The 18,215-nt window shown below is 61.6% G+C and carries 17 protein-coding genes; 7 read left to right on the top strand and 10 right to left on the bottom strand.

All coding sequences use genetic code 11. The features are described from left to right. Positions 1 to 81: 81 nt before the first annotated feature. A complete protein-coding gene (locus VEJ16_01615; GenBank protein HYB08350.1) occupies positions 82 to 888 on the bottom strand; it encodes a phytanoyl-CoA dioxygenase family protein in 807 nt (268 codons plus the stop codon). 208 nt (positions 889 to 1,096) lie between these two features. On the opposite strand from VEJ16_01615, the gene VEJ16_01620 reads away from it, so the two are divergent. From VEJ16_01620 to VEJ16_01640, 5 genes are all read left to right on the top strand, one after another. Then, the gene (locus tag VEJ16_01620) at positions 1,097 to 2,581 is read left to right on the top strand and encodes a 4-hydroxyphenylacetate 3-hydroxylase N-terminal domain-containing protein (GenBank protein HYB08351.1); all 1,485 of its coding nucleotides are present in this window, start codon (positions 1,097 to 1,099) and stop codon (positions 2,579 to 2,581) included. A 154-nt stretch (positions 2,582 to 2,735) separates the two neighbouring features. Continuing rightward, entirely contained in the window at positions 2,736 to 3,248 is a 513-nt protein-coding gene (locus tag VEJ16_01625) for a MarR family transcriptional regulator (protein HYB08352.1), read from the top strand. After that, positions 3,223 to 4,248 (top strand): succinylglutamate desuccinylase/aspartoacylase family protein, encoded by a 1,026-nt coding sequence (locus VEJ16_01630; protein HYB08353.1) that lies wholly within the window; start codon positions 3,223 to 3,225, stop codon positions 4,246 to 4,248. Before VEJ16_01625 ends, VEJ16_01630 begins: the two co-directional genes overlap by 26 nt. 12 nt (positions 4,249 to 4,260) lie before the next feature. Next, complete coding sequence (locus VEJ16_01635) at positions 4,261 to 4,830, top strand: flavin reductase family protein (protein HYB08354.1); 570 nt, start codon at positions 4,261 to 4,263, stop codon at positions 4,828 to 4,830. Continuing rightward, positions 4,827 to 6,095 (top strand): M20/M25/M40 family metallo-hydrolase, encoded by a 1,269-nt coding sequence (locus tag VEJ16_01640; protein HYB08355.1) that lies wholly within the window; start codon positions 4,827 to 4,829, stop codon positions 6,093 to 6,095. The genes VEJ16_01635 and VEJ16_01640 overlap by 4 nt, the downstream gene beginning before the upstream one ends. 108 nt (positions 6,096 to 6,203) lie before the next feature. On the opposite strand, the gene VEJ16_01645 is transcribed toward VEJ16_01640, so the two are convergent. The 8 genes from VEJ16_01645 to VEJ16_01680 form a co-directional block, all read right to left on the bottom strand. After that, positions 6,204 to 7,844, bottom strand: a complete 1,641-nt coding sequence (locus tag VEJ16_01645; protein ID HYB08356.1) for an acetolactate synthase large subunit — start codon at positions 7,842 to 7,844, stop codon at positions 6,204 to 6,206. A gap of 13 nt (positions 7,845 to 7,857) precedes the next feature. Continuing rightward, positions 7,858 to 8,892, bottom strand: a complete 1,035-nt coding sequence (locus VEJ16_01650) for an isocitrate/isopropylmalate family dehydrogenase (GenBank protein ID HYB08357.1) — start codon at positions 8,890 to 8,892, stop codon at positions 7,858 to 7,860. Positions 8,893 to 9,092: 200 nt separating this feature from the next. Then, positions 9,093 to 10,604, bottom strand: coding sequence for an adenylate/guanylate cyclase domain-containing protein (locus VEJ16_01655; GenBank protein ID HYB08358.1), 1,512 nt, complete (start codon positions 10,602 to 10,604; stop codon positions 9,093 to 9,095). Beyond that, positions 10,568 to 10,891 carry a hypothetical protein gene (locus VEJ16_01660; protein HYB08359.1) on the bottom strand — a complete coding sequence of 108 codons (324 nt, stop codon included), beginning with the start codon at positions 10,889 to 10,891 and terminating at the stop codon, positions 10,568 to 10,570. The genes VEJ16_01655 and VEJ16_01660 overlap by 37 nt, the downstream gene beginning before the upstream one ends. Before the next feature lie 165 nt (positions 10,892 to 11,056). After that, the gene (locus VEJ16_01665; GenBank protein ID HYB08360.1) at positions 11,057 to 11,278 is read right to left on the bottom strand and encodes a hypothetical protein; all 222 of its coding nucleotides are present in this window, start codon (positions 11,276 to 11,278) and stop codon (positions 11,057 to 11,059) included. Between the two features lie 187 nt (positions 11,279 to 11,465). Then, entirely contained in the window at positions 11,466 to 13,022 is a 1,557-nt protein-coding gene (locus VEJ16_01670; GenBank protein HYB08361.1) for a DHA2 family efflux MFS transporter permease subunit, read from the bottom strand. Next, positions 13,019 to 14,125 carry an HlyD family secretion protein gene (locus VEJ16_01675; protein HYB08362.1) on the bottom strand — a complete coding sequence of 369 codons (1,107 nt, stop codon included), beginning with the start codon at positions 14,123 to 14,125 and terminating at the stop codon, positions 13,019 to 13,021. Before VEJ16_01675 ends, VEJ16_01670 begins: the two co-directional genes overlap by 4 nt. 14 nt (positions 14,126 to 14,139) lie before the next feature. After that, entirely contained in the window at positions 14,140 to 14,670 is a 531-nt protein-coding gene (locus VEJ16_01680) for a helix-turn-helix domain-containing protein (GenBank protein ID HYB08363.1), read from the bottom strand. 485 nt (positions 14,671 to 15,155) lie between these two features. Here VEJ16_01680 and VEJ16_01685 point away from each other — a divergent pair, with 485 nt between their 5' ends. After that, positions 15,156 to 16,394 (top strand): adenylate/guanylate cyclase domain-containing protein, encoded by a 1,239-nt coding sequence (locus tag VEJ16_01685; protein ID HYB08364.1) that lies wholly within the window; start codon positions 15,156 to 15,158, stop codon positions 16,392 to 16,394. A 56-nt stretch (positions 16,395 to 16,450) separates the two neighbouring features. On the opposite strand, the gene VEJ16_01690 is transcribed toward VEJ16_01685, so the two are convergent. Then, on the bottom strand, positions 16,451 to 17,521 hold the full coding sequence (locus VEJ16_01690) for a hypothetical protein (protein ID HYB08365.1): 1,071 nt from the start codon (positions 17,519 to 17,521) through the stop codon (positions 16,451 to 16,453). A 517-nt stretch (positions 17,522 to 18,038) separates the two neighbouring features. On the opposite strand from VEJ16_01690, the gene VEJ16_01695 reads away from it, so the two are divergent. After that, on the top strand, positions 18,039 to 18,215 hold a 177-nt coding region (locus VEJ16_01695), incomplete at its 3' end, for a LysR family transcriptional regulator (GenBank protein HYB08366.1).

Consider the following 18,215-nt stretch of genomic DNA (forward strand, 5'->3'; position numbering starts at 1 on the left):
GGCCGTGCATAGATGCGCACCGCTTGTCCGCTCGACTATGACAGCCCGATTTTCGCGAAAAGCCAACTTTCGCCCTGGCCGTCATGCGGGGCTTGATTCCTGATCGCGATATTGATGGAACGTCCGGCGGATGAAGTCAGCGATCAGCGGATCGTTGTCTCCGCGAGGCACGGGATCAGCGTCCCAATGTCCGTACTCATCCTTCCCGCGAACGAGTAGGGCCGTTCGGCGGCCGAGCGTCGATCGCACGTGCGTCGGAATGTAGAACAATGCGTAGCCGATCCGCCGGTCGGAGGATGCGTTCGGCAGCGAGCCGTGCGCCATGCGTTCATGATGCAGCGAGAACTGGCCTGGGCGCAGCTCCAAGTTCACTGCCCTCGATTCGTCAAGCCCATGAATCGTCTGACCGCGGATCAACATGTTTTCCTTCGCCAGCGTCTCCTCATGTTCGTAATCGGGACCGAGATGGCTGCCGGGCATGACACGCACGCAGCCGTTTCCGCGATGGCTTGCGGTGACGGCGACCCAGGCTGTCACCTCGTCGTGGCGGTCGAAGCCGAAATATGCCGAGTCCTGATGCCAGGAGACATATCGCCCGTCGCCGCCGTCCTTAGGCCAGAGAGTCGACGTGAAGAGTAAGATATCGGGGCCGATCAAATCCTCGACCGCATCAAGGATGCGCGGGAGGGTCGCGACCTTCATCAGTGCCGCGAGCCGGAGATGCGCCTTGAAGCGCAGGTGCTGGCCGAAGCCGCCATGTGCGGCCTCAAACTGCTCAAGCGCCGCGAGCATTTGACCGGCCGCGGCTTCGCCCATCGCCGTCAGCGGGTAAAGATAGCCCCTACTGCGAAATATTTGCTTCTGAGCTTCGGTCAGCAAACCTGCCATACGCCCGCACCTGTTAAAGGTCGCCCCGGCGGCACTCGGCTCGTTCCGGTTGCTTCCCCGTTCCGAAGCGCGGTGGTGCCGGTCTCGACGCGGAGCCCATCAACTTTACCACCGAAGCTCGTTTCGTAAAACCGGGTTCCAATTGAATTAGTTAAGTTATTTTGCTAACGTACTTGGCATATCGATCACGTGATGCTGGAGGGGTGCGGTGCTGAGGAGCGGGAAGGAGCATCTCGAATCGCTGCGCGACGGCCGCGTCGTCTATATCGGTGGCGAGCGAATCGCCGATGTCACCGTGCATCCGGCATTCCGAAATGCGGCGCGTTCCATCGCGATGCTCTATGACTTGAAGCTCGACCCGGTCCATCGCGACGCTTTGTCTTTTGTCGAGGATAACGATCGCTTCAGCATGTACTATCTGCTGCCGCGCAGTCGCGAGGATCTTGTGCGCCGGATGCGGTCGCATAAGCTGATTGCCGCGGCGAGCTATGGGCTTCTCGGCCGGTCCCCCGACCACGTCGCGAGCTTCGTTGCCGGCATGGCGCTTCAGCCCGAGGCGTTGGGTGGCGCCAAAGGTGGTGGCCGTGCCTTCGCCGACAATCTTCTCGCTTATTATCGTGCGGCGAGACGCGAGGACGCCTACATAGCCTATGCGGTCATTCCACCGCCCGGCGCCCGCGACCCCGCGTTTTCGGGGCGTATCGACGAGAGATCGCCGACACTGCGTGTTGTCGACGAGGATGACGTGGGCGTGACGATCAGCGGCATGAAGTTGCTTGCCACGGGTGCGGTCTTCGCCAACGAGATCTGGGTCGGCAATGTTCAACCCGTAGCACCGGACCGCAAGAAAGAGGCGATTACCTGTGCTGTGCCGGTCAATGCCCAGGGCCTCTCTCTTTGGTCGCGCAAGCCGTTCGAGCCGCAGGCGCGGAGCGAGTTCGACAACCCGCTCTCCTTCCGATTCGACGAGAGCGACAGCGTGGTGATCTTCGACGCGGTCAAGGTTCCATGGGAACGCGTCTTCTGCCACGATGATGCGCCGCTCTCGCGCGAGATCTATATCAAAACGCCCTCACACTCGTTCGGCAATCATCAGGCAAATGTCCGCTTCTGGGCGAAGCTGGAGCTTCTGCTCGGCCTTGCCAGCAAGATTGCCGCTGCGGGCAATCTCGATCGCGTCCCGACCGTGCGCGAGACGCTTGGCCGTCTTGCAGCGCTCGAGGCGATGCTGGCCGGCATGATTTATGGCCAGTGCTTCGACCACGAAGATCTCGGCAATGGTTACGTCGCCTTCAACCGACGCTATATGTATGGCGCGCTGAGCTGGTGCACCGAGAATTACGGCGAGATCTGCGATAAGATCCGCGAATTGATGGGTGCAGGCGTCTTTCTCATGCCGGCGGACGCATCCTTCCTACTCGACCGGGAGCTGCGCGAGACCTTCGACGTCTACTGGCGGACGGCGAACTGCACGGCCCTCGACCGATTGAAGCTCTTTCGTCTCGCCTGGGATCTACTCGGTTCCGAATTTGGCACGCGGCATATGCAGTACGAGCGATTTTATGCCGGCCCTTCCTTCGTGGTACGCGACCACAGCTATCGTGAATGCCCGTGGCAGCACTTCAACGCCATCGTCGATGACCTCCTCGCGCGATACGATGCGCCGCGCGAGTGGCCGTCCGCCGCTGAGTGAGAGCTCGCTGCTGATGGCACGTCGGTCGACGCCGACCCGCGCCACCGCGCCCGCAGCGTCAGCGAGATCAGCCGACGCCCCATTGACCACGACTCGCAAGGCGCTGCTTATCGGCGGCTCCGACGCAGCCTTCCGCGAACTCATCGGAAACCTCATGAAGATGGCGCAGCAGCTCACCGCGCTGCGCAGCCAGCTCGCCCGCCGCCTCGGCGTTAGCGAGCCGGAATACCGCGTCTTCCTCGCTGTGGCACAGCTCGAGGGCAAGATTGGCGTCAGCGTGGCGACCGTCGCCCGGCATCTCATGGTGTCGGGCGCGTTCGTCACCATAATTGCCCAGCACCTCGTTAAGACCGGCCATGTCGAGAAGAGGCCGAGTCAGTTCGACCGCCGGGGCGTTCTCCTCGGTCTGACGGCGCAGGGCGCTCGGTTGATGGCGGCGTTCGCCGACGAGCCAAAGGCAATCAACGACGAACTGTTTCGCGACATCGGCCGTGCCGAGTTCGAGACGCTGTCCGAATTGGCCCGCCGGATTGTTGCCGGCGGCGAGCGCGCGCTTATGGTCAGTCGATTGCGTGAGCTTGCCCACGCAAGCCACGAGCGGGCCGCCGGCACGCACCGTATGAGCACCCCTAGAGGCGAAAATGTCAGGACCACAAACCGCAAATGACGAAGCATTTCGGCTCGACGGCGTCGAGCTCGTCCGTGGCAAGCGCGCCGAGACACGGTTGCGCACGGTCGAACTTGCCGATGGGAGCTGGGTCGAGCTCCCGGTAATCTTGCTTCGCGGGGTGCAGCCCGGGCCAGTCTTCTACCTCGGCGCAGCGTTTCACGGCGACGAGGTCAACGGTGTGGAGATCGCGACGCGCTTCGCCGGTACGATCGAGCTCGCCGAGCTGCGCGGGACGGTCGTCGTCGTGCCCGTACAGAACCCCCTGGCACTGCAGGCGCAGCACCGCTACTTCGTCGGCCACTTTCTCAAGTCACCACTCGATCAAAGTCCTGCGGATCCCTGGATCTCGTTCCCCGGTGACGGTGATGGCAACCTCGCCGCGCAAATCGCAGCCCGGCTCTTCACCGCGCTCATACGCCATTCTCAATATCTCATCGATATCCACACCCCGACCACCGGCGGGCGCTATGCGCCCTTTGCCTTCCTCCCACCACCCGGTGTCGGTGCCCCCGCCGAGGCGGCCGAGGCGATGGCGAAGGTCTTCGGGGCCGATTACATCTTGTCGACCCACGAGGGGCTTTATGTCTCGGAACAGAGCCCGCATGTGGTGATGGCGCGGCGCGGCGCAACGGCGATGGGCGTCGAGCTCGGCGAGGGCGGTCGGCTCGAAAGTGAGATCACCGAGCAAGGGTTGCGCGGCCTTCGCAACGTCTTTCGGCATATCGGCATGCTGCCTGGCGAGGTCGAAAGATTCGGTCGCAACCACGTGATCCGGTCGATGCATGTGGTTCGCGCAAAGCGGGGCGGACTGGTGCATCGGCGCGTCGAGCTCAATGATGAGGTGCAAAAGGGCCAGGTGGTGGCGACGATCACTAATGTCTTCGGTGAGCGCACCGAGGAAATTCGCGCGCCGATCTCAGGTCCGGTCGTCCGTATCGCGACCTTCCCGATCGTTTCGGCGGGCGAGCGCGTGATTCAGCTCGGCGTGCCACTCTGAGGAGGTGTTGCGATGGACGCTGACGCAGGGCCGGGAGCGGTCGACCGGGGGGACTTCATCGCCGCAATGCGCCGTGCGGCGGCGACCGTGACGGTCGTGACCACCGCAGGTCCCGAAGGCCGTCTCGGCCTCACGGTCAGCGCGATGTGCTCGGTGTCGGCCGACCCGCCCAGCCTGCTCGTCGGCATTCATGGCGGCAGCCCCGTCGCTGCGGCGATCGTCTGTAACCGCTGCTTCGCCGTCAATCTTCTCGACGCGAGCCAGCGCGAGATTTCCGAAATCTTCGCGGGGCGCGCTACCGAGGCGCGCCGCGATCACCTCGCGTCCACCGCCTGGCGCGGTCTCGCGACCGGCGCTCCGGCGCTCGATGCGGCGGTTTCCATATTCGACTGCCGGCTTGCCGCCCGGCACATCTTCGGGACACATCACCTTTTCATCGGTCTTGTCGTTGCCGTCGACTATGGCGAGCGCAAGCCCCTCATACACCACAATCGCCATTACTGCGGCCTGATCCCTCAGGCGCAATCGACCGATTTTCCCGAGAGCGAGTCGGCACTGGGCGCCCTCGGTTGGGGCCTATGAGCGAAGGGAGTCTCGCCCTTCGGCAGGCGTTCGAGGCCAAGGTCCGCGCGAACCGCGACCGACTCGTCACACTCTGCGCCGATCTCGTGCGTATCGGCAGCGAGAATCCACCCGGCGACACCGGTGCCCTGTCGGAAGCGATAGCACGTCTCTTCGCCGCCTGCCCGGCAACCGAGATAAAGCGTATCGTTGCTCGCCCACCTGTTGAGAATCTTGTCGTGCGCATTGCGGGTGGTGCTCCCGGACGCCGCCTCGTCTTCAACGGTCATCTCGACACGTTCCCGATCGGCGATGCCGCGCGCTGGGCCGTGCCGCCGCTCGGTGGTACTGTAGCCGATGGGCGGATCTACGGGCGCGGTGCCGGCGATATGAAGGCCGGGCTTGCCGCCTCGATCCTCGCCGCACAACTCCTTGCCGAGCGGCGCAAGGATTGGTGCGGTGAGATCGTGCTCACTCTTGTCGGAGACGAGGAGACGGGCGGACTCTGGGGCTCACAGCATCTTCTCGCCGAGGTGTCCGAGGCCAAGGGCGACGCCATGCTGAGCGGCGATGCCGGCGCCCCGCAAGTCGTCCGAATCGGCGAGAAGGGGCAGATATGGGTCGAGGTCGTTGCCGAAGGCAAAGCCAATCACGGTGCGCATGTTCATCTCGGGATCAATGCCATCGAGAAGCTGATGGCAGCCCTCGATGGCCTATTGGACTTGCGTCGCCTGCCATGCCCGATCCCCGATGACGTTCGACAGGTGATTCTGGCAGCACGCCCCGTCTCCGAGGTGGTGTCCGGCGCCGGCGAGAGTGAAACGCTCCAGAATGTCACGGTCAATATCGGCCGTTTCGAGGGCGGCAGTGCCGTCAACATCATCCCCGACCGTGCAAAGGCTCTCGCCGACATTCGCTTCCCGCCGGGCCTCACCCTTGCCGAAATACGCGGCGCCATAGCCGCCCGGCTCGACGGGATGCCCGGCATTGCCTGGCGGGTGCTAAGCGGTTGCGAGGCGACGGTGACCGATCCCGCCCATGAGATCGTGCGCCTGACCGCGAAGAACGCGGCGGCAATCACTTCGGGCAACGTCGTCGTCAACATGCGCGTCGGATTCTCGGACGCGCGATTCTATCGTCTCGCGGATATACCCTCGGTGGTTTACGGCCCGACGCCGCATAACATGGGTGGCGCCGACGAGTACGTAACAATCGACGATCTTTTCGCCGTGTTTTACGTGCATGCAATGACGGGGTTCGACTTCCTGTGTGAGGAACCCTCGTGAACTTCCTGTGCCGGTCGTGCTTGGAGGCGATCGCGCGGTAGCTCTTGGCCCTCGGCGTCACACCTCATCTCAGCGCGGCGTGGATCGCCTGCCAGATCGCAGGGGCTTTTAGGTCTTTTGTGCGTTGGCCCGCAATTCGTCGAGCAGGACTCGCTTGTTCTCGGCGTAGTCGACCAGCACCGTGACAAGGTGCACCCCACCTCCGACGAATGCGGCTTCGAGTGCGGGTTGCAGACCGTCCGCACTCTCCACGCGGCTGCCCCTGGCGCCGTAGGCCTCGGCATAGGCGACAAAGTCGGGGTTGCCGAACGTCATGCCGAAATCGGGAAATCCGTCCGCCGCCTGCTTCCACCGGATCATCCCGTAAGCGTTGTCCTGTACGATCAACACCACGATATTGAGCCCCAGACGTACGGCCGGTTCGAGCTCGTGCGAGTTCATCATGAACCCGCCGTCGCCACAGACAGCCATTACGCGCCGATCCGGATAGAGCATCGCGGCCATCATTGCCGAGGGCAACCCAGCACCCATTGTCGCAAGTGCGTTGTCGAGGAGGAGCGTGTTCGCGAGTCGAGTGCGATAGTTGCGCGCGAACCAGATCTTGTACATTCCATTATCCAGGCAGACGATCCCGTCTTCCGGCATCACCTGCCGCACATCGTGCACGATGCGCTGAGGCGTCAACGGAAAACGGCTTTCCTCCGCCCGATCGGCAATACGCGCGAGAATCGTTTTACGTAGTGGCAGGAGACTACCCGCTCTGGGCAGTTTTCCTTCGAGGCGGTCTGCCAGAAGCGCAAGACTCGGGCCGACGTCGCCGATCAGTTCCGCGTGTGGGAAATAGACCTCCTCGATCGTCGCTGGAAGATAGCCCACATGAAGGACATTTGGCCCGCCTGGGCCCATCAGGAAGGGTGGCTTCTCCACCGTATCGTGGCCGACCGAAATGATCAGATCGGCGCGGTCGATCGCCTCATGGACATAGTCCCGCTCGGACAATGCAGCGGTGCCCATGTAAAGCTCCGATCCGCCGGTGACGGCCCCCTTGCCCATTTGGGTGTTGAAGAACGGAATTTTTACGCGCCGCACGAAATCGGACAAGGCGTCGGCCAGGCGCGGGCGGCTCGCGGCCGCACCGAGCATCACCAGCGGGTGCTCGGCCGCCAGAATCAATTCGGCTGCACGGTCCAGCGCCGTGGATTCGGCGACTGGCAGGAAGACCGCATGGCGCGGCACCAGCGAAATCTCGGGTGCTGTCTCTCGCGCAATGTCCTCCGGCAATTCAAGATGGATGGGCCCTGGTCTTTCCTGCTCCGCCGTCCGGAAAGCCTCCCGCACGATCGAGGGGATCGTCGCCGGGCTGACGATCTGATGCGCCATTTTGGTCAGGGGCGTCATGGTCGCGACCACATCCACGACCTGGAAGCGCGCCTGCTTCCGGCTGAGGACGGCTTTCTGGCCCGTGATCATGACCATCGGCATTGCGCCGAGCAGGGCATAGGCGGCACTCGTCGTGAAATTGAGCGCGCCCGGGCCGAGGGTCGCAAGGCATACACCTGCCTTGCCAGTCAAACGACCGTGGGTCGCAGCCATGAATGCAGCGCCCTGTTCGTGTCTCACCACCACCAACTCGATGGTCGAGCGGCGCAGCGCCTCGACGACGTCGAGATTCTCCTCGCCAGGCACGCCGAATATCTGCTTGACGCCCTCATTCTCGAGCGCCGCAATGAGCAGCTCGGCACCTTTCATCCGATTGCCTCCCCTAAAGGCGTCGAGCAACGGCTTCGGCAAATTCGCGCGTCGAAGCGGTCCCCCCGACGTCGCGCGTTCGTATGTTGTCCCGATTGATCGCGCCGACGATCGCTTCCCACAATCGCTCTGCCAGCTCGCGTCGACCGACATGTTCAAGCATCAGGCTCGCGGACAGTAGCAACGATACGGGATTGGCAATGCCCTTGCCCGCAATATCCGGGGCTGAACCGTGCACGGCTTCGAAAATGGCGGCACTCTCGCCGATGTTGGCACCCGGCGCCAAACCGAGGCCGCCCACCAATCCCGCCATTTCGTCGGACAGGATATCGCCGAAGAGATTCGTTGTGACGATCACGTCGAATTGCCACGGATCGAGTACGAGCTGCATTGCGCAGGCGTCGACGATGCGGTCGTTCATCTCGATACGGCCTTCGTATTCCTTGGCGACGCTGCGGCCGGTCTCGAGGAAGAGGCCCGTTAACGCCTTCAACACATTGGCCTTGTGGACGACCGTCACCTTCTTGCGCCCTCGGCGCAGCGCATACTCGAAGGCGAATTTGATGATGCGATGTGCGCCCGCCTTGGTGTTCACGCCTGAACCGATTGCAACGGCGTGCGGGTCATCGCCGATCGGGACATAATGCTCGAAGGCAATGTACAGGCCTTCGAGATTTTCGCGGACCAGGACGAGATCGATATTGTCGTAGCGCTGGCCGGGGATGATGGTCCGCACCGGCCGAACGTTGGCGTAAAGCCCGAATTCCTCGCGCAAGCGCACGTTGACGGACCGGAACCCTCCACCGACCGGCGTGGTCAAGGGACCCTTCAGCGCCAGCTTGGTGCGGCGGATGCTGTCCAGCGTGTCGGCAGGTAATGGATCGCCCGCCTTCTCGATCGCGGCCAGCCCACCTTGCCGCACATCCCAGGCGAAGGGCGAACCAAGTCGATCGAGGACGAACTGCACCGCATCGACGATCTCCGGCCCGATCCCATCTCCCGGGATCAAGGTCGCTTCAATGCTGTCTGTTTTGGATGGGCCAGACATTTCGGGCACCTCTCTTCATCGGTTCCGCGCCACTGACGCCGACAAACGCACCCCAACCTATTCGGAAGTCCTTGGCGCCGATAACTCCTCATCCGCTGCTAAATGCCTCGTCACCGCTTCAGAGAAAAGTCATTCCAGGCGGCAGTCGCGCAACGCACATTCATTTCACCCTATCTCAGGGAGGGTGACCGCGTTGTCGATCACTCCGGCAACCCCGCAAGCCGCAAGGCCTCGACATATATGGCGAAATCTTCGGGCCGAAGCGGTCCCATCCGATCCTTGAGATTGGAGATGCGTACTTCGGGATCGAGTTGAAGTGTGCGCGCAATGTACCCCCGAGCTTCGTCCAGGCGTCCGGCAAGAACGTTGCTCGCAGCCGCGACGCGCAAAGTGGCTAGGAAATTCGGGCGTTCCCAAGACGACCTTTCGGCCAGCGGCCATGCCTCGTTGTATCGGCCGGCGAGAAAGTGAGTAAGGGCGATGAGGTGGTGCATATAGAACATCAACGGATCGAGAGGGCTTAGACGGGCAGCGCGCGCTATATGCTCGATTGCCAGATCGTGATCGCCAAGAATGGCTCTGAAGAACCCGCTGGCATACCATGCCGCCGCGAGATTTGGGTCCAGAACGAGTGCGCGATTAACCAGGGCAGCACCTGCCTTAAGCTCGCCGACCACGAGGCCTAGAGCGAGCCCACTGAAGGCGAGGGCGACCGGATCGTCGGTGCCGGACTTCGCGACCCTTCCGGCCAGTCGGGTGGTTTCCGCAATTTCATGCGTGCGGTCCGTGGTCCAACCGTTCGCCATTCGCCAAAAGTAGCACCACGCGGCAACGCCATGTGCCGATTCGAAATTGGCGTCGAGGTCAACCGCCTTGTAAAACATCCGCAGCGCCTCGTTGGCACTTTCCTCGGTCCATTGATAAAGACTGGCCAGGCCCCGCAGGTAGTAGTCGTAAGCATCGAGGCTTTCCGTCGGCTTGCGCTTCGCGCGCTCGATCTCGGCCTGCTCCAGCATCGGCGCGATCGCACCCACCACGCTCGCGGTCACCCGATCTTGCAGATCGAAGACATCTTCGAGGTCGCCCTCAAAACGATCCGCCCACAGATGAGCGCCTGTCGAGCCGTCGATGAGCTGGCCCGCGATGCGGACCCGATGCGCTGCCCGGCGAACACTACCTTCGAGCACGTAGCGGACACCCAACTCACGCGCCACCTGCTTCACGTCCACGGCACGGCCTTTGTAGGTGAAGGCCGAATTGCGCGCGATCACGAACAGCCACCGCATCCGCGACAGCGCCGTCGTGATCTCTTCCACCATGCCGTCGGCAAAATACTCCTGCTCCGGATCGTCGCTCATGTTCTGGAACGGCAGTACCGCAATCGATGGCCGGTCGGGTAGCGCAAGCGGCGGCCGTGCCGCACCGGCAGAGGCGATCGCCGCCGAGGACAGCCGTCCCGCCTCGGCCGCCTCGGCCAGCCCCACCCGATATACGCGGATCGAACGCGCGATGTTCTTGAGATTCTGCTCCCCGAGATCGACAAATTTCGCCGCAATCTTACCCCGCACCTGGCGAAACGCATCCTCGGAGACACTGATGCCGCCAGGCTCGGAAAAGTGTTGCAAGCGAACGGCGACATTCACCCCGTCGCCATGAATGTCATCGGGATCGATGATCACATCCCCCAGGTTGATGCCAATCCGGAACGCCATCCGATCCGCCTCGGGCACCCCGTCATTGCGCTCCCCATGCCGCGTTGCACTTCGATCGCACACCGCACCGCTTCCACAACGCTCAGGAACTCGACCAGCACACCATCGCCCGTCGCCTTGACAATGCGTCCGCGATATTCCTCGATTTTCGGATCGATCAACTGGCGGTGGAACGTCTTCAGACGCGCAAGCGTGCCCTCCTCGTCCGCACCCATCAACCGGCTGAAGCCGACGACGTCCGCGGCAAGAACCGCTGCTAGCCTGCGCACGATCCGGCCGGATGCCATGAACACCACCCTCGCCGACCCATAGCGTAGCCGAACTCTCGCCGCCCGCACAATCGGCGCGGAGCCAATTAGGCGGAGGATGGTGCTGCCGTGTTGCGAATTTGCGGCCAGTGTGGTGAATTTCGGATTCACCGCACGAGTTCGAGCCCTGGACGGTGAGGCCGATCACCGATCGGCCAATGGGGCGACCCTTCTTCGTGCAATTTCGTTGACGGTGACCCAGTCGAGATCGCTTGCCGTGACGACATAATCGACACGTGCGCTGATAATGTCGCCGCCGCACATAAGGTGGATTAGCTCACCCGGCTTGGGGGTCGGCCCGTCGAATTTGCGGTCGGGCCGTACCGGGTTCCCATTCAACCCCTTCAAGGTGACGCCGTACGACATCGCAGGCAACTTCCTTTCCTTGTCCCCGTTCATAGCTCACACCAGAAGGGGCGGCCTGCGATGTGAAATTCTTCACACGCGATGGCCTTTTTCAAAGGACTGCCCGGTCGCAGCCGGGAATTGCGCCAAAATCGGAGCTGCCTGAATTGTCCGTTCGGCGCCGGCGCTGTTTCTTGCCGAATGCCGGTCAGTGCGAATCAGTCGACGGTGCGGTCGGAGGCGTTACCTTGCGTAGCAGCGGGACGAGCAGCGTCGCGACGACGAAGGTGAGCATGATGACGCGAAACGCGTCGGCATAGGCAAGTGTCGAAGCCTCGCGATAGACCAGATGCCAGAGCTGCTCAAGGGCCGCCTGCTGGCCGAGATGAGGGCTGCCCGGCATGGCACCGTAGCGCTGAACCATTTCGCCCAAGAGCCGCTCCATGGCGCCATTCGCCGGCGTGAGGTGAGAGGCGATTCGAAGGAAGTGGATATTGGTTTGGTCATTCAGGATCGCCGCACTGACCGCGATACCCACAGCACCGCCGAGGTTGCGCATCATGTTGAAGAGGCCGCTTGCGAATTTCAGCCGTTCAGGCGGAAGGCTGCCGAGGCCGAGCGTGACCGTGGGTGCTACGGCGAAAACCTGGGGTAGCCCGCGCAAGATCTGCGGAAGGAAAAGCTGGTCGCCACCCCAATCATGGGTGATGAAGCTGTAGCTCCACATGGCCAGCCCAAAACAGGCGAGCCCGCCCATCAGGAGCCAGCGTGTGTCGAATTTGCGGGCGAGCGCAATATAAATCGGCGTCCCGATCAAGGCGGCGGCACCGGTCGAGAAGATCGCAGTACCGGTCTGCCACGCGCTGAAACCGCGCACGTATCCGAGGAAGAGTGGCGTGAGATAGATGGTCGTGAAAATGCCGATGCCGGCAACGAAGGACAAAAAACATCCAACCGCGAAGTTGCGGTTGCCGAGTGCGCGCAGGTCGACGACGGGATTGTGGTAAGTGAGGCTGCGGGCAACGAAAAGCGTACAGGCCACGGCAGCAATCCAGGCGCACTCGCGAATGGTCGAGTCGCTGAACCAGTTCCAACGCGCACCTTCCTCCAACGTATATTCGAGGGTGCCGAGGCCGATTGCCATCAGGACGATCCCCGGATAATCCGCACCCCTCAGAAGGGCGAGATCCGGTTTATCGATCTGCACGAGGATCGGTACGAGTGCGGTAATCGCCAAGCCGGGAATGAGATTGACGTAAAAGAGCCAACGCCAGTCGAGGGTGTCGGTAATCCAGCCGCCGATCACGGGGCCGAGTGTGGGTGCGATCGCCGCGATGGTGCCGATCACGGCGGACGAATAGACACGGCGCGATCCTTGGAAATAATGAAACGAAGAAGTAAACACGGTCGGAATCATCGAGGCGCCGAGCAACCCCTGAAGCGCGCGGAATACGATCATGCTCTCAATGTTCCACGCAATGCCGCAAAGCATGCTCGCAACCGTGAAACCGGCTGCGGAACAGGTGAACAGCCAGCGGGTCGAAAACACGCGCGTCAGCCAGCCAGAGAGGGGTATCGTGATGATTTCTGCGATCAGATAGGCCGTCTGCACCCAGCTGATCTCGTCCTGTGCCGCGGAAAGGCCGCCGCCGATGTCCTGGAGCGACGAGGCCACGATCTGGATGTCCAGGAGGGCTATGAACATCCCGGCGCACATCACCACGAAAGGGAGCAGCGACGGCTGTTTGGGTGCTGCGTCGGTCATGGTGCCTCCGTCTGACTATCGCGCGTGTCAACGTTGACCGTGGTGGAAAGGCCGGGGCGCAGCATGCTGAGCTTCTCGTCGCCGGCGTCGAGCACGATGCGGACAGGTACGCGCTGCACGATCTTGGTGAAATTCCCGGTGGCGTTTTCCGGTGGGATGATGCTGAAGACAGCGCCAGTCCCGGGCGCCATGCTGACGACATGGCCTCGGAAGGGGTGACCGGGGAGGATATCGGCTTCGACGGTGGCGGGTTGAGACGGCGTCATGTGGGTGAGCTGGTCTTCTTTGAAATTCGCATCCACCCAGAGGCCGGTCGCCGGCGTGATCGAAATCAGGTAGGTGCTCTTGGTCACATAGGCGCCAACTTGCGCCGCGCGGTTGCCGACATACCCGTCAATCGGGGAGCGAATCTCGGTATAGCTCAGATTGAGTTCGGCCGTGCGGAGGTCGGATTGCGCTTGCGCAACGGCGGCATTGGCCTCCGCGACCTGGGCGTCGATGACCTTGAGTTGCTGGCGCGCCGCTTCGAGCCCGGCCTGGGCCGAAGCGACGGCGGAGCGGGCTTCCTGCTGCAGCGCTAACGTCCGCTCCGCATCTTGGCGAGATCCGAAACTCTTCGCCTCCAGGGTTTTGTAGCGGACGGCATCCTGATCGGCGAACGAGGCGCGAGCCGATTTTGCAAGGAGATCGGCTTCCTGCTGGCGAATGGCCGATTGTTGAAGCACGTAGCGCGCATGAAGGCTTTCGATGGTCGCCAAGCGGGCGTTGAGCACGGCCTCCGCATGATCGAGTGCGGCCTGGTAATCCCGGGGGTCGAGTTGGATGAGCAACTGGCCCGCCTGCACACGCTGATTGTCGTCCACGAGAACACGCGCGACAAAGCCGTCTATATGCGGCGCTATGGGCGTGATATTGCCGCCGACATAGGCATCGTCCGTGGATTCAACGAATCGGCCGACCGTCCACCACGTGCGCCCGTATAAGGCCGCCGCCAACACGACGATGGCTGCCACGGAGAGGAGTGCGAGCCGCCGCATGTCGAGTTTCGGGCGGCTTATCGTCGGGATGACAGCGATTTCTCGTTCGGTGATCGCGCTATCCATGCTCGTCTCCGCACTTAATTGGCGGCCTCCTTCGTCACAGGACCTTTTTGCTGTGCGAGCCGCCGCGCCACCAAAGCATAGCGCCGCTGTGTGCGCTCGTCGGCGAGCGGTCCCGCCGCCGATATAAAATCAGGCTCGACGAGCGGTTTGCCCGTCACGCGATCGACCAGTACCGGATCGGCCTCGGTACCGGTCTTGCTGTCGACGATGAGGACGCTCTTGCCCTCGGGAGCGAAATGCCTGTTGCCCCAGGCGAGCAGAGCCCACATCACCGGCTGGAAATCGCGGCCCCGCGACGTGAGAACGTACTCATACCGGGGCGGGCGCTCGCTGTAGCGCCGGCGCTCGAGTAGATCCGCCGCCACCAGGCCGTTGAGGCGCCGCGTCAGCATATTGGGCGCGATGTCCAGGCTCTTCTGGAATTGCTCGAACCGGGTCAAGCCATGAAAAGCGTCCCGCAAGATAAGGATGCTCCACCACTCGCCCACGCGCTCCAGGCTGCGGGCGATAGGACACTGCATGTTGCCAAAGCTCTTGCGATGCATCGTCCATCTCCCAGTTACTAGCATGATGATAGTAACATATCTCGGTAACTATCAATTTGCAAGTAACCTGTTGATCGGCGAGCTAAGCGCGGAGGCGTCTCGAGGTTCGCCAGGTGGCGAAATATTTTATGTTTCGTGTCAATAACTTAGATGAGGGATGCGGTCACTGCCACAGTCCGATATGTCGATGGTGCATAACTGGGTTGCCCACGGACGATAATGACCGCGCAACGCCTGGAGCCCTGGTCTGGCCGTCCACGTCGTTCAGCGATTGGGCATCCACTTCTTCATTGCGGCTTGACCCGCGCATCGACATGAATGGAGAAGTCCGGAACCATTTATCGGACACAACGCGGGACTGTGCTTTGAGTCCGATATCCGCCCCAAGCCTCGCCGCCAGATGCGGCAAATTTCGCATTAGCCACACGAGGTGTAGAGTTCGCAGCTCAGTAAGCGGGGTTTTGAACGCGTCGTGATCGTTCCGCATGGATGAAATCTTCTTCACCGAGCTGTCGGCGTGGCTGATCCAGGCGGGGCTGGACGGGGTTTCTGAGAACGACATTCTCTCGGGATTCTGCAACCGTTGCGTCGCTGCTGACGTTCCGCTGGCTCGCGGCATTTTGTTTATCGACACGCTTGATCCTGTCCACGAGGGTCGCATGTATCGCTGGGGCCTTGGCCCTGACGAACCGTCCTTGGTCGAATATGGCCGCACGAACCCAGATGTGCTTGCCGCATCCGGCTTCAGTCCCCAGGATGTCGAGCTCGCCGAGCGATGGCGACACAGCGCCCATTACAGAATGTTGCAAACCGGCGACTCGCTTTTGCGCCGCCGCCTCAATACCGCGACACAGGACGAGTTCAGTCTGATGCCCGAGTGGTTTGCCGCCGGGCTGACCGATTTCGTCGCGATTATCACCCGCTTCGCCGGTGAAGGATCTATTGGCGACATGGACGGTGTTTACTCATCATGGGGCACCGCCGCACCGGCCGGCTTCAATGACAGCCAAATCGCCGCACTTCAACGGATCGTGCCCGACCTTGCGCTCGCCATCAAATCGGTAGCGCTGGCGCGCATGACCAAAACCCTCATGGAAACCTATCTCGGCCGCGACCCCGGCCAGCGGGTACTCGGCGGACGGATCGTGCGCGGAATTACGGAGCGAATCGACGCCGTCGTTTGGTTCAGCGATTTGCGAGGGTTCACGCGCATTACCGACGCCGCACCGGAACAAGTCATTCCGTTGCTCAACGACTATGCCGATGCGATCGTGTCGGCGATCAACGACCACGGCGGCGATGTGCTCAAGCTGATCGGCGACGGCACGCTTGCCATCTTCACCGCCGAAGACCGAATTCACGCCTGCGGTGCTGCACTCTCTGCTGCGATTGCCGCCCGACAAGGTATTGCCGAACTAAAGAAGCGCAGGGCCGCAGAAGGCAAGCCGGTAACGGACATGTATCTCGGTTTGCATGTTGGCCAGGTCTTTTACGGCAATGTCGGCAGCCGCGAGCGACTCGACTTTACGGTCATCGGCCCCGCTGTGAACGAGGCGAGTCGCATTGCAGCACTTTGCCGCTCCGTCGATCAGCCCATTCTGATTTCGGCAGCGTTCGCCAAGGTCGGGGACATCAAAAGTCGCCTCATTTCGGTCGGGCGGTATGCGCTACGCGGTGTTTCGCACTCGCAGGAGCTGTTTACGCTCGACCCTGCTGCATCATAGTCACCGATAGATTTCGAGCGGTCTCGTTTTTTGCATTGTTGTCCGGAGCCCGTGGTTCAGGCGACCTGCACCCGCAGGCCGGACATGGCGAGCAAGATCAGCGTCGCAATGATTCCAGCCGTGATGGCGCCAGCGATCATAAAGCGATCCGCTATCGCCTTCCTGACGCCGTGCGTCATCATCACGGCACGGCCGCCTGCAGCCAAATGCGAGAGGACAAAGAACACGCCCAGCCAATAATGTGGCAACAAACGAATATTCCACGCGTCCTTGATGAGGCCCGTCGGCGCGCCTGTCGCGAAGTCCCATCCCGTGTCAATGCCGAGATAGGTCCGAGCGTAGATGAATACCGAGTCCATGTGGCCAAGCACGTAAAAGGCGAGATAAACCCCCGATGCGATTTGGAATGAACGAAAACGGTCGGTCGGCAAAACCGTGTACCGCCAGACAAAGTAGAGTCCGGTGCCGATCTGGAAAAATAGAAGCGCCACGAGGATCGGCTGCAGAAGTTCGGTTCGATAAACGTGGCGGAAAACCTTCATCACCGAGTCATAGGTACTCGGACCAATGAGCCCCGTCAGATGGTTGGCGATGTGAAGGGCAAGGAAAATTGCGATGATGGCGACAGCCGATATTCCGTGCGCGACCCGCAGCTGTGCGGGAACGGGAAGCGGCTTCGCTGCGACGAGCGTTTCGTTGTCAGCGCGCCACAGCATTGCAAGGACGACGGCCCAGCACACGACCCAAAACCACGTGTCGGGGACTGGATCATGCAGCATGTATAAAACAACGCCGATGAAGGTGAATAATGTCGGTGCCGCGACGGCGAGTAGGGCCGCGCGTTTGGCGCGCAATTGTGCCGCGGTCGGCCGGTCGATCTCCGAGAACGACATCATCGCCAAAAGTGCTATCAGCGGAATGACGAAGGCGAGGGATAAACAAATCGCTGCGGTCAACCAAGGCAGGAGACCGGCAGCCGACCCATTCCCGGCAATGTTTGTGACACTGGCGTTGAAGCCCTTAAGGACGAACGGGTAAAGCAACGCGCCGGCAGCGGGCGTGAGCATGGGGATACGGGCCTTCACGCCGTATGTACCCTGTGTTCCGCTCTCTGTGACGATCGACATAGATCCCCCTTAACTCCGCTGACGCAGCGGGTCCTAGATCGCGAGGACAAGTATCTCGCCGGGCCTAAAATTCCGCGGCCAATGTCGCTCTCTAGCCTTCATCTTCGCGAGCGAGCCCTTGTGCAACGGCCAACAATTTCCCCCAATCCCGATCTCTACCCGACCTTTCAAAAAAGAGAGGACGGTCGGTTTCAAGGCTCGATGTTCGGCACAGGACAATCGCGAAGACACAGGCCGGCGCGCTCTTCGCCAGTTATGCTCGCGTGCCTCGCGTCTTTAGGAACGGACCGCCCGAATTCGCATCCCCATGCATCGGACCGTTTCGTCGGATCACGCCACGGCGACGGATCGGTCGAGAGAACGAACGCCACGGCGATATCCCCTTGCTTACTGCTGGCTTCCAGAACCCCCGACGGCGCTTGCATCCACGAGCGATTGATCCTAACGCCGCAGATAGCGTACGTTTAGATGATAATTCGTCCATTCACTAATAACTAAAGGTCACGAAAGGTAGGGCATGGAAAACCTGGCCGGGATCGCAGCCTTCGTCAAAGTGGCCTCAACCGGTAGCTTTGCCAAGGCCGCCGCAGCCTTGGGTATTTCGGCGTCGGCCGTGAGCAAGAATGTCCGACGTCTTGAGTCATCACTTGCTGTCCGACTCCTCAATCGCACGACGCGAAGTGTGGCGCTGACC

Source organism: Alphaproteobacteria bacterium (genome assembly GCA_035625915.1).
Lineage (GTDB): Bacteria > Pseudomonadota > Alphaproteobacteria > JACZXZ01 > JACZXZ01 > DATDHA01.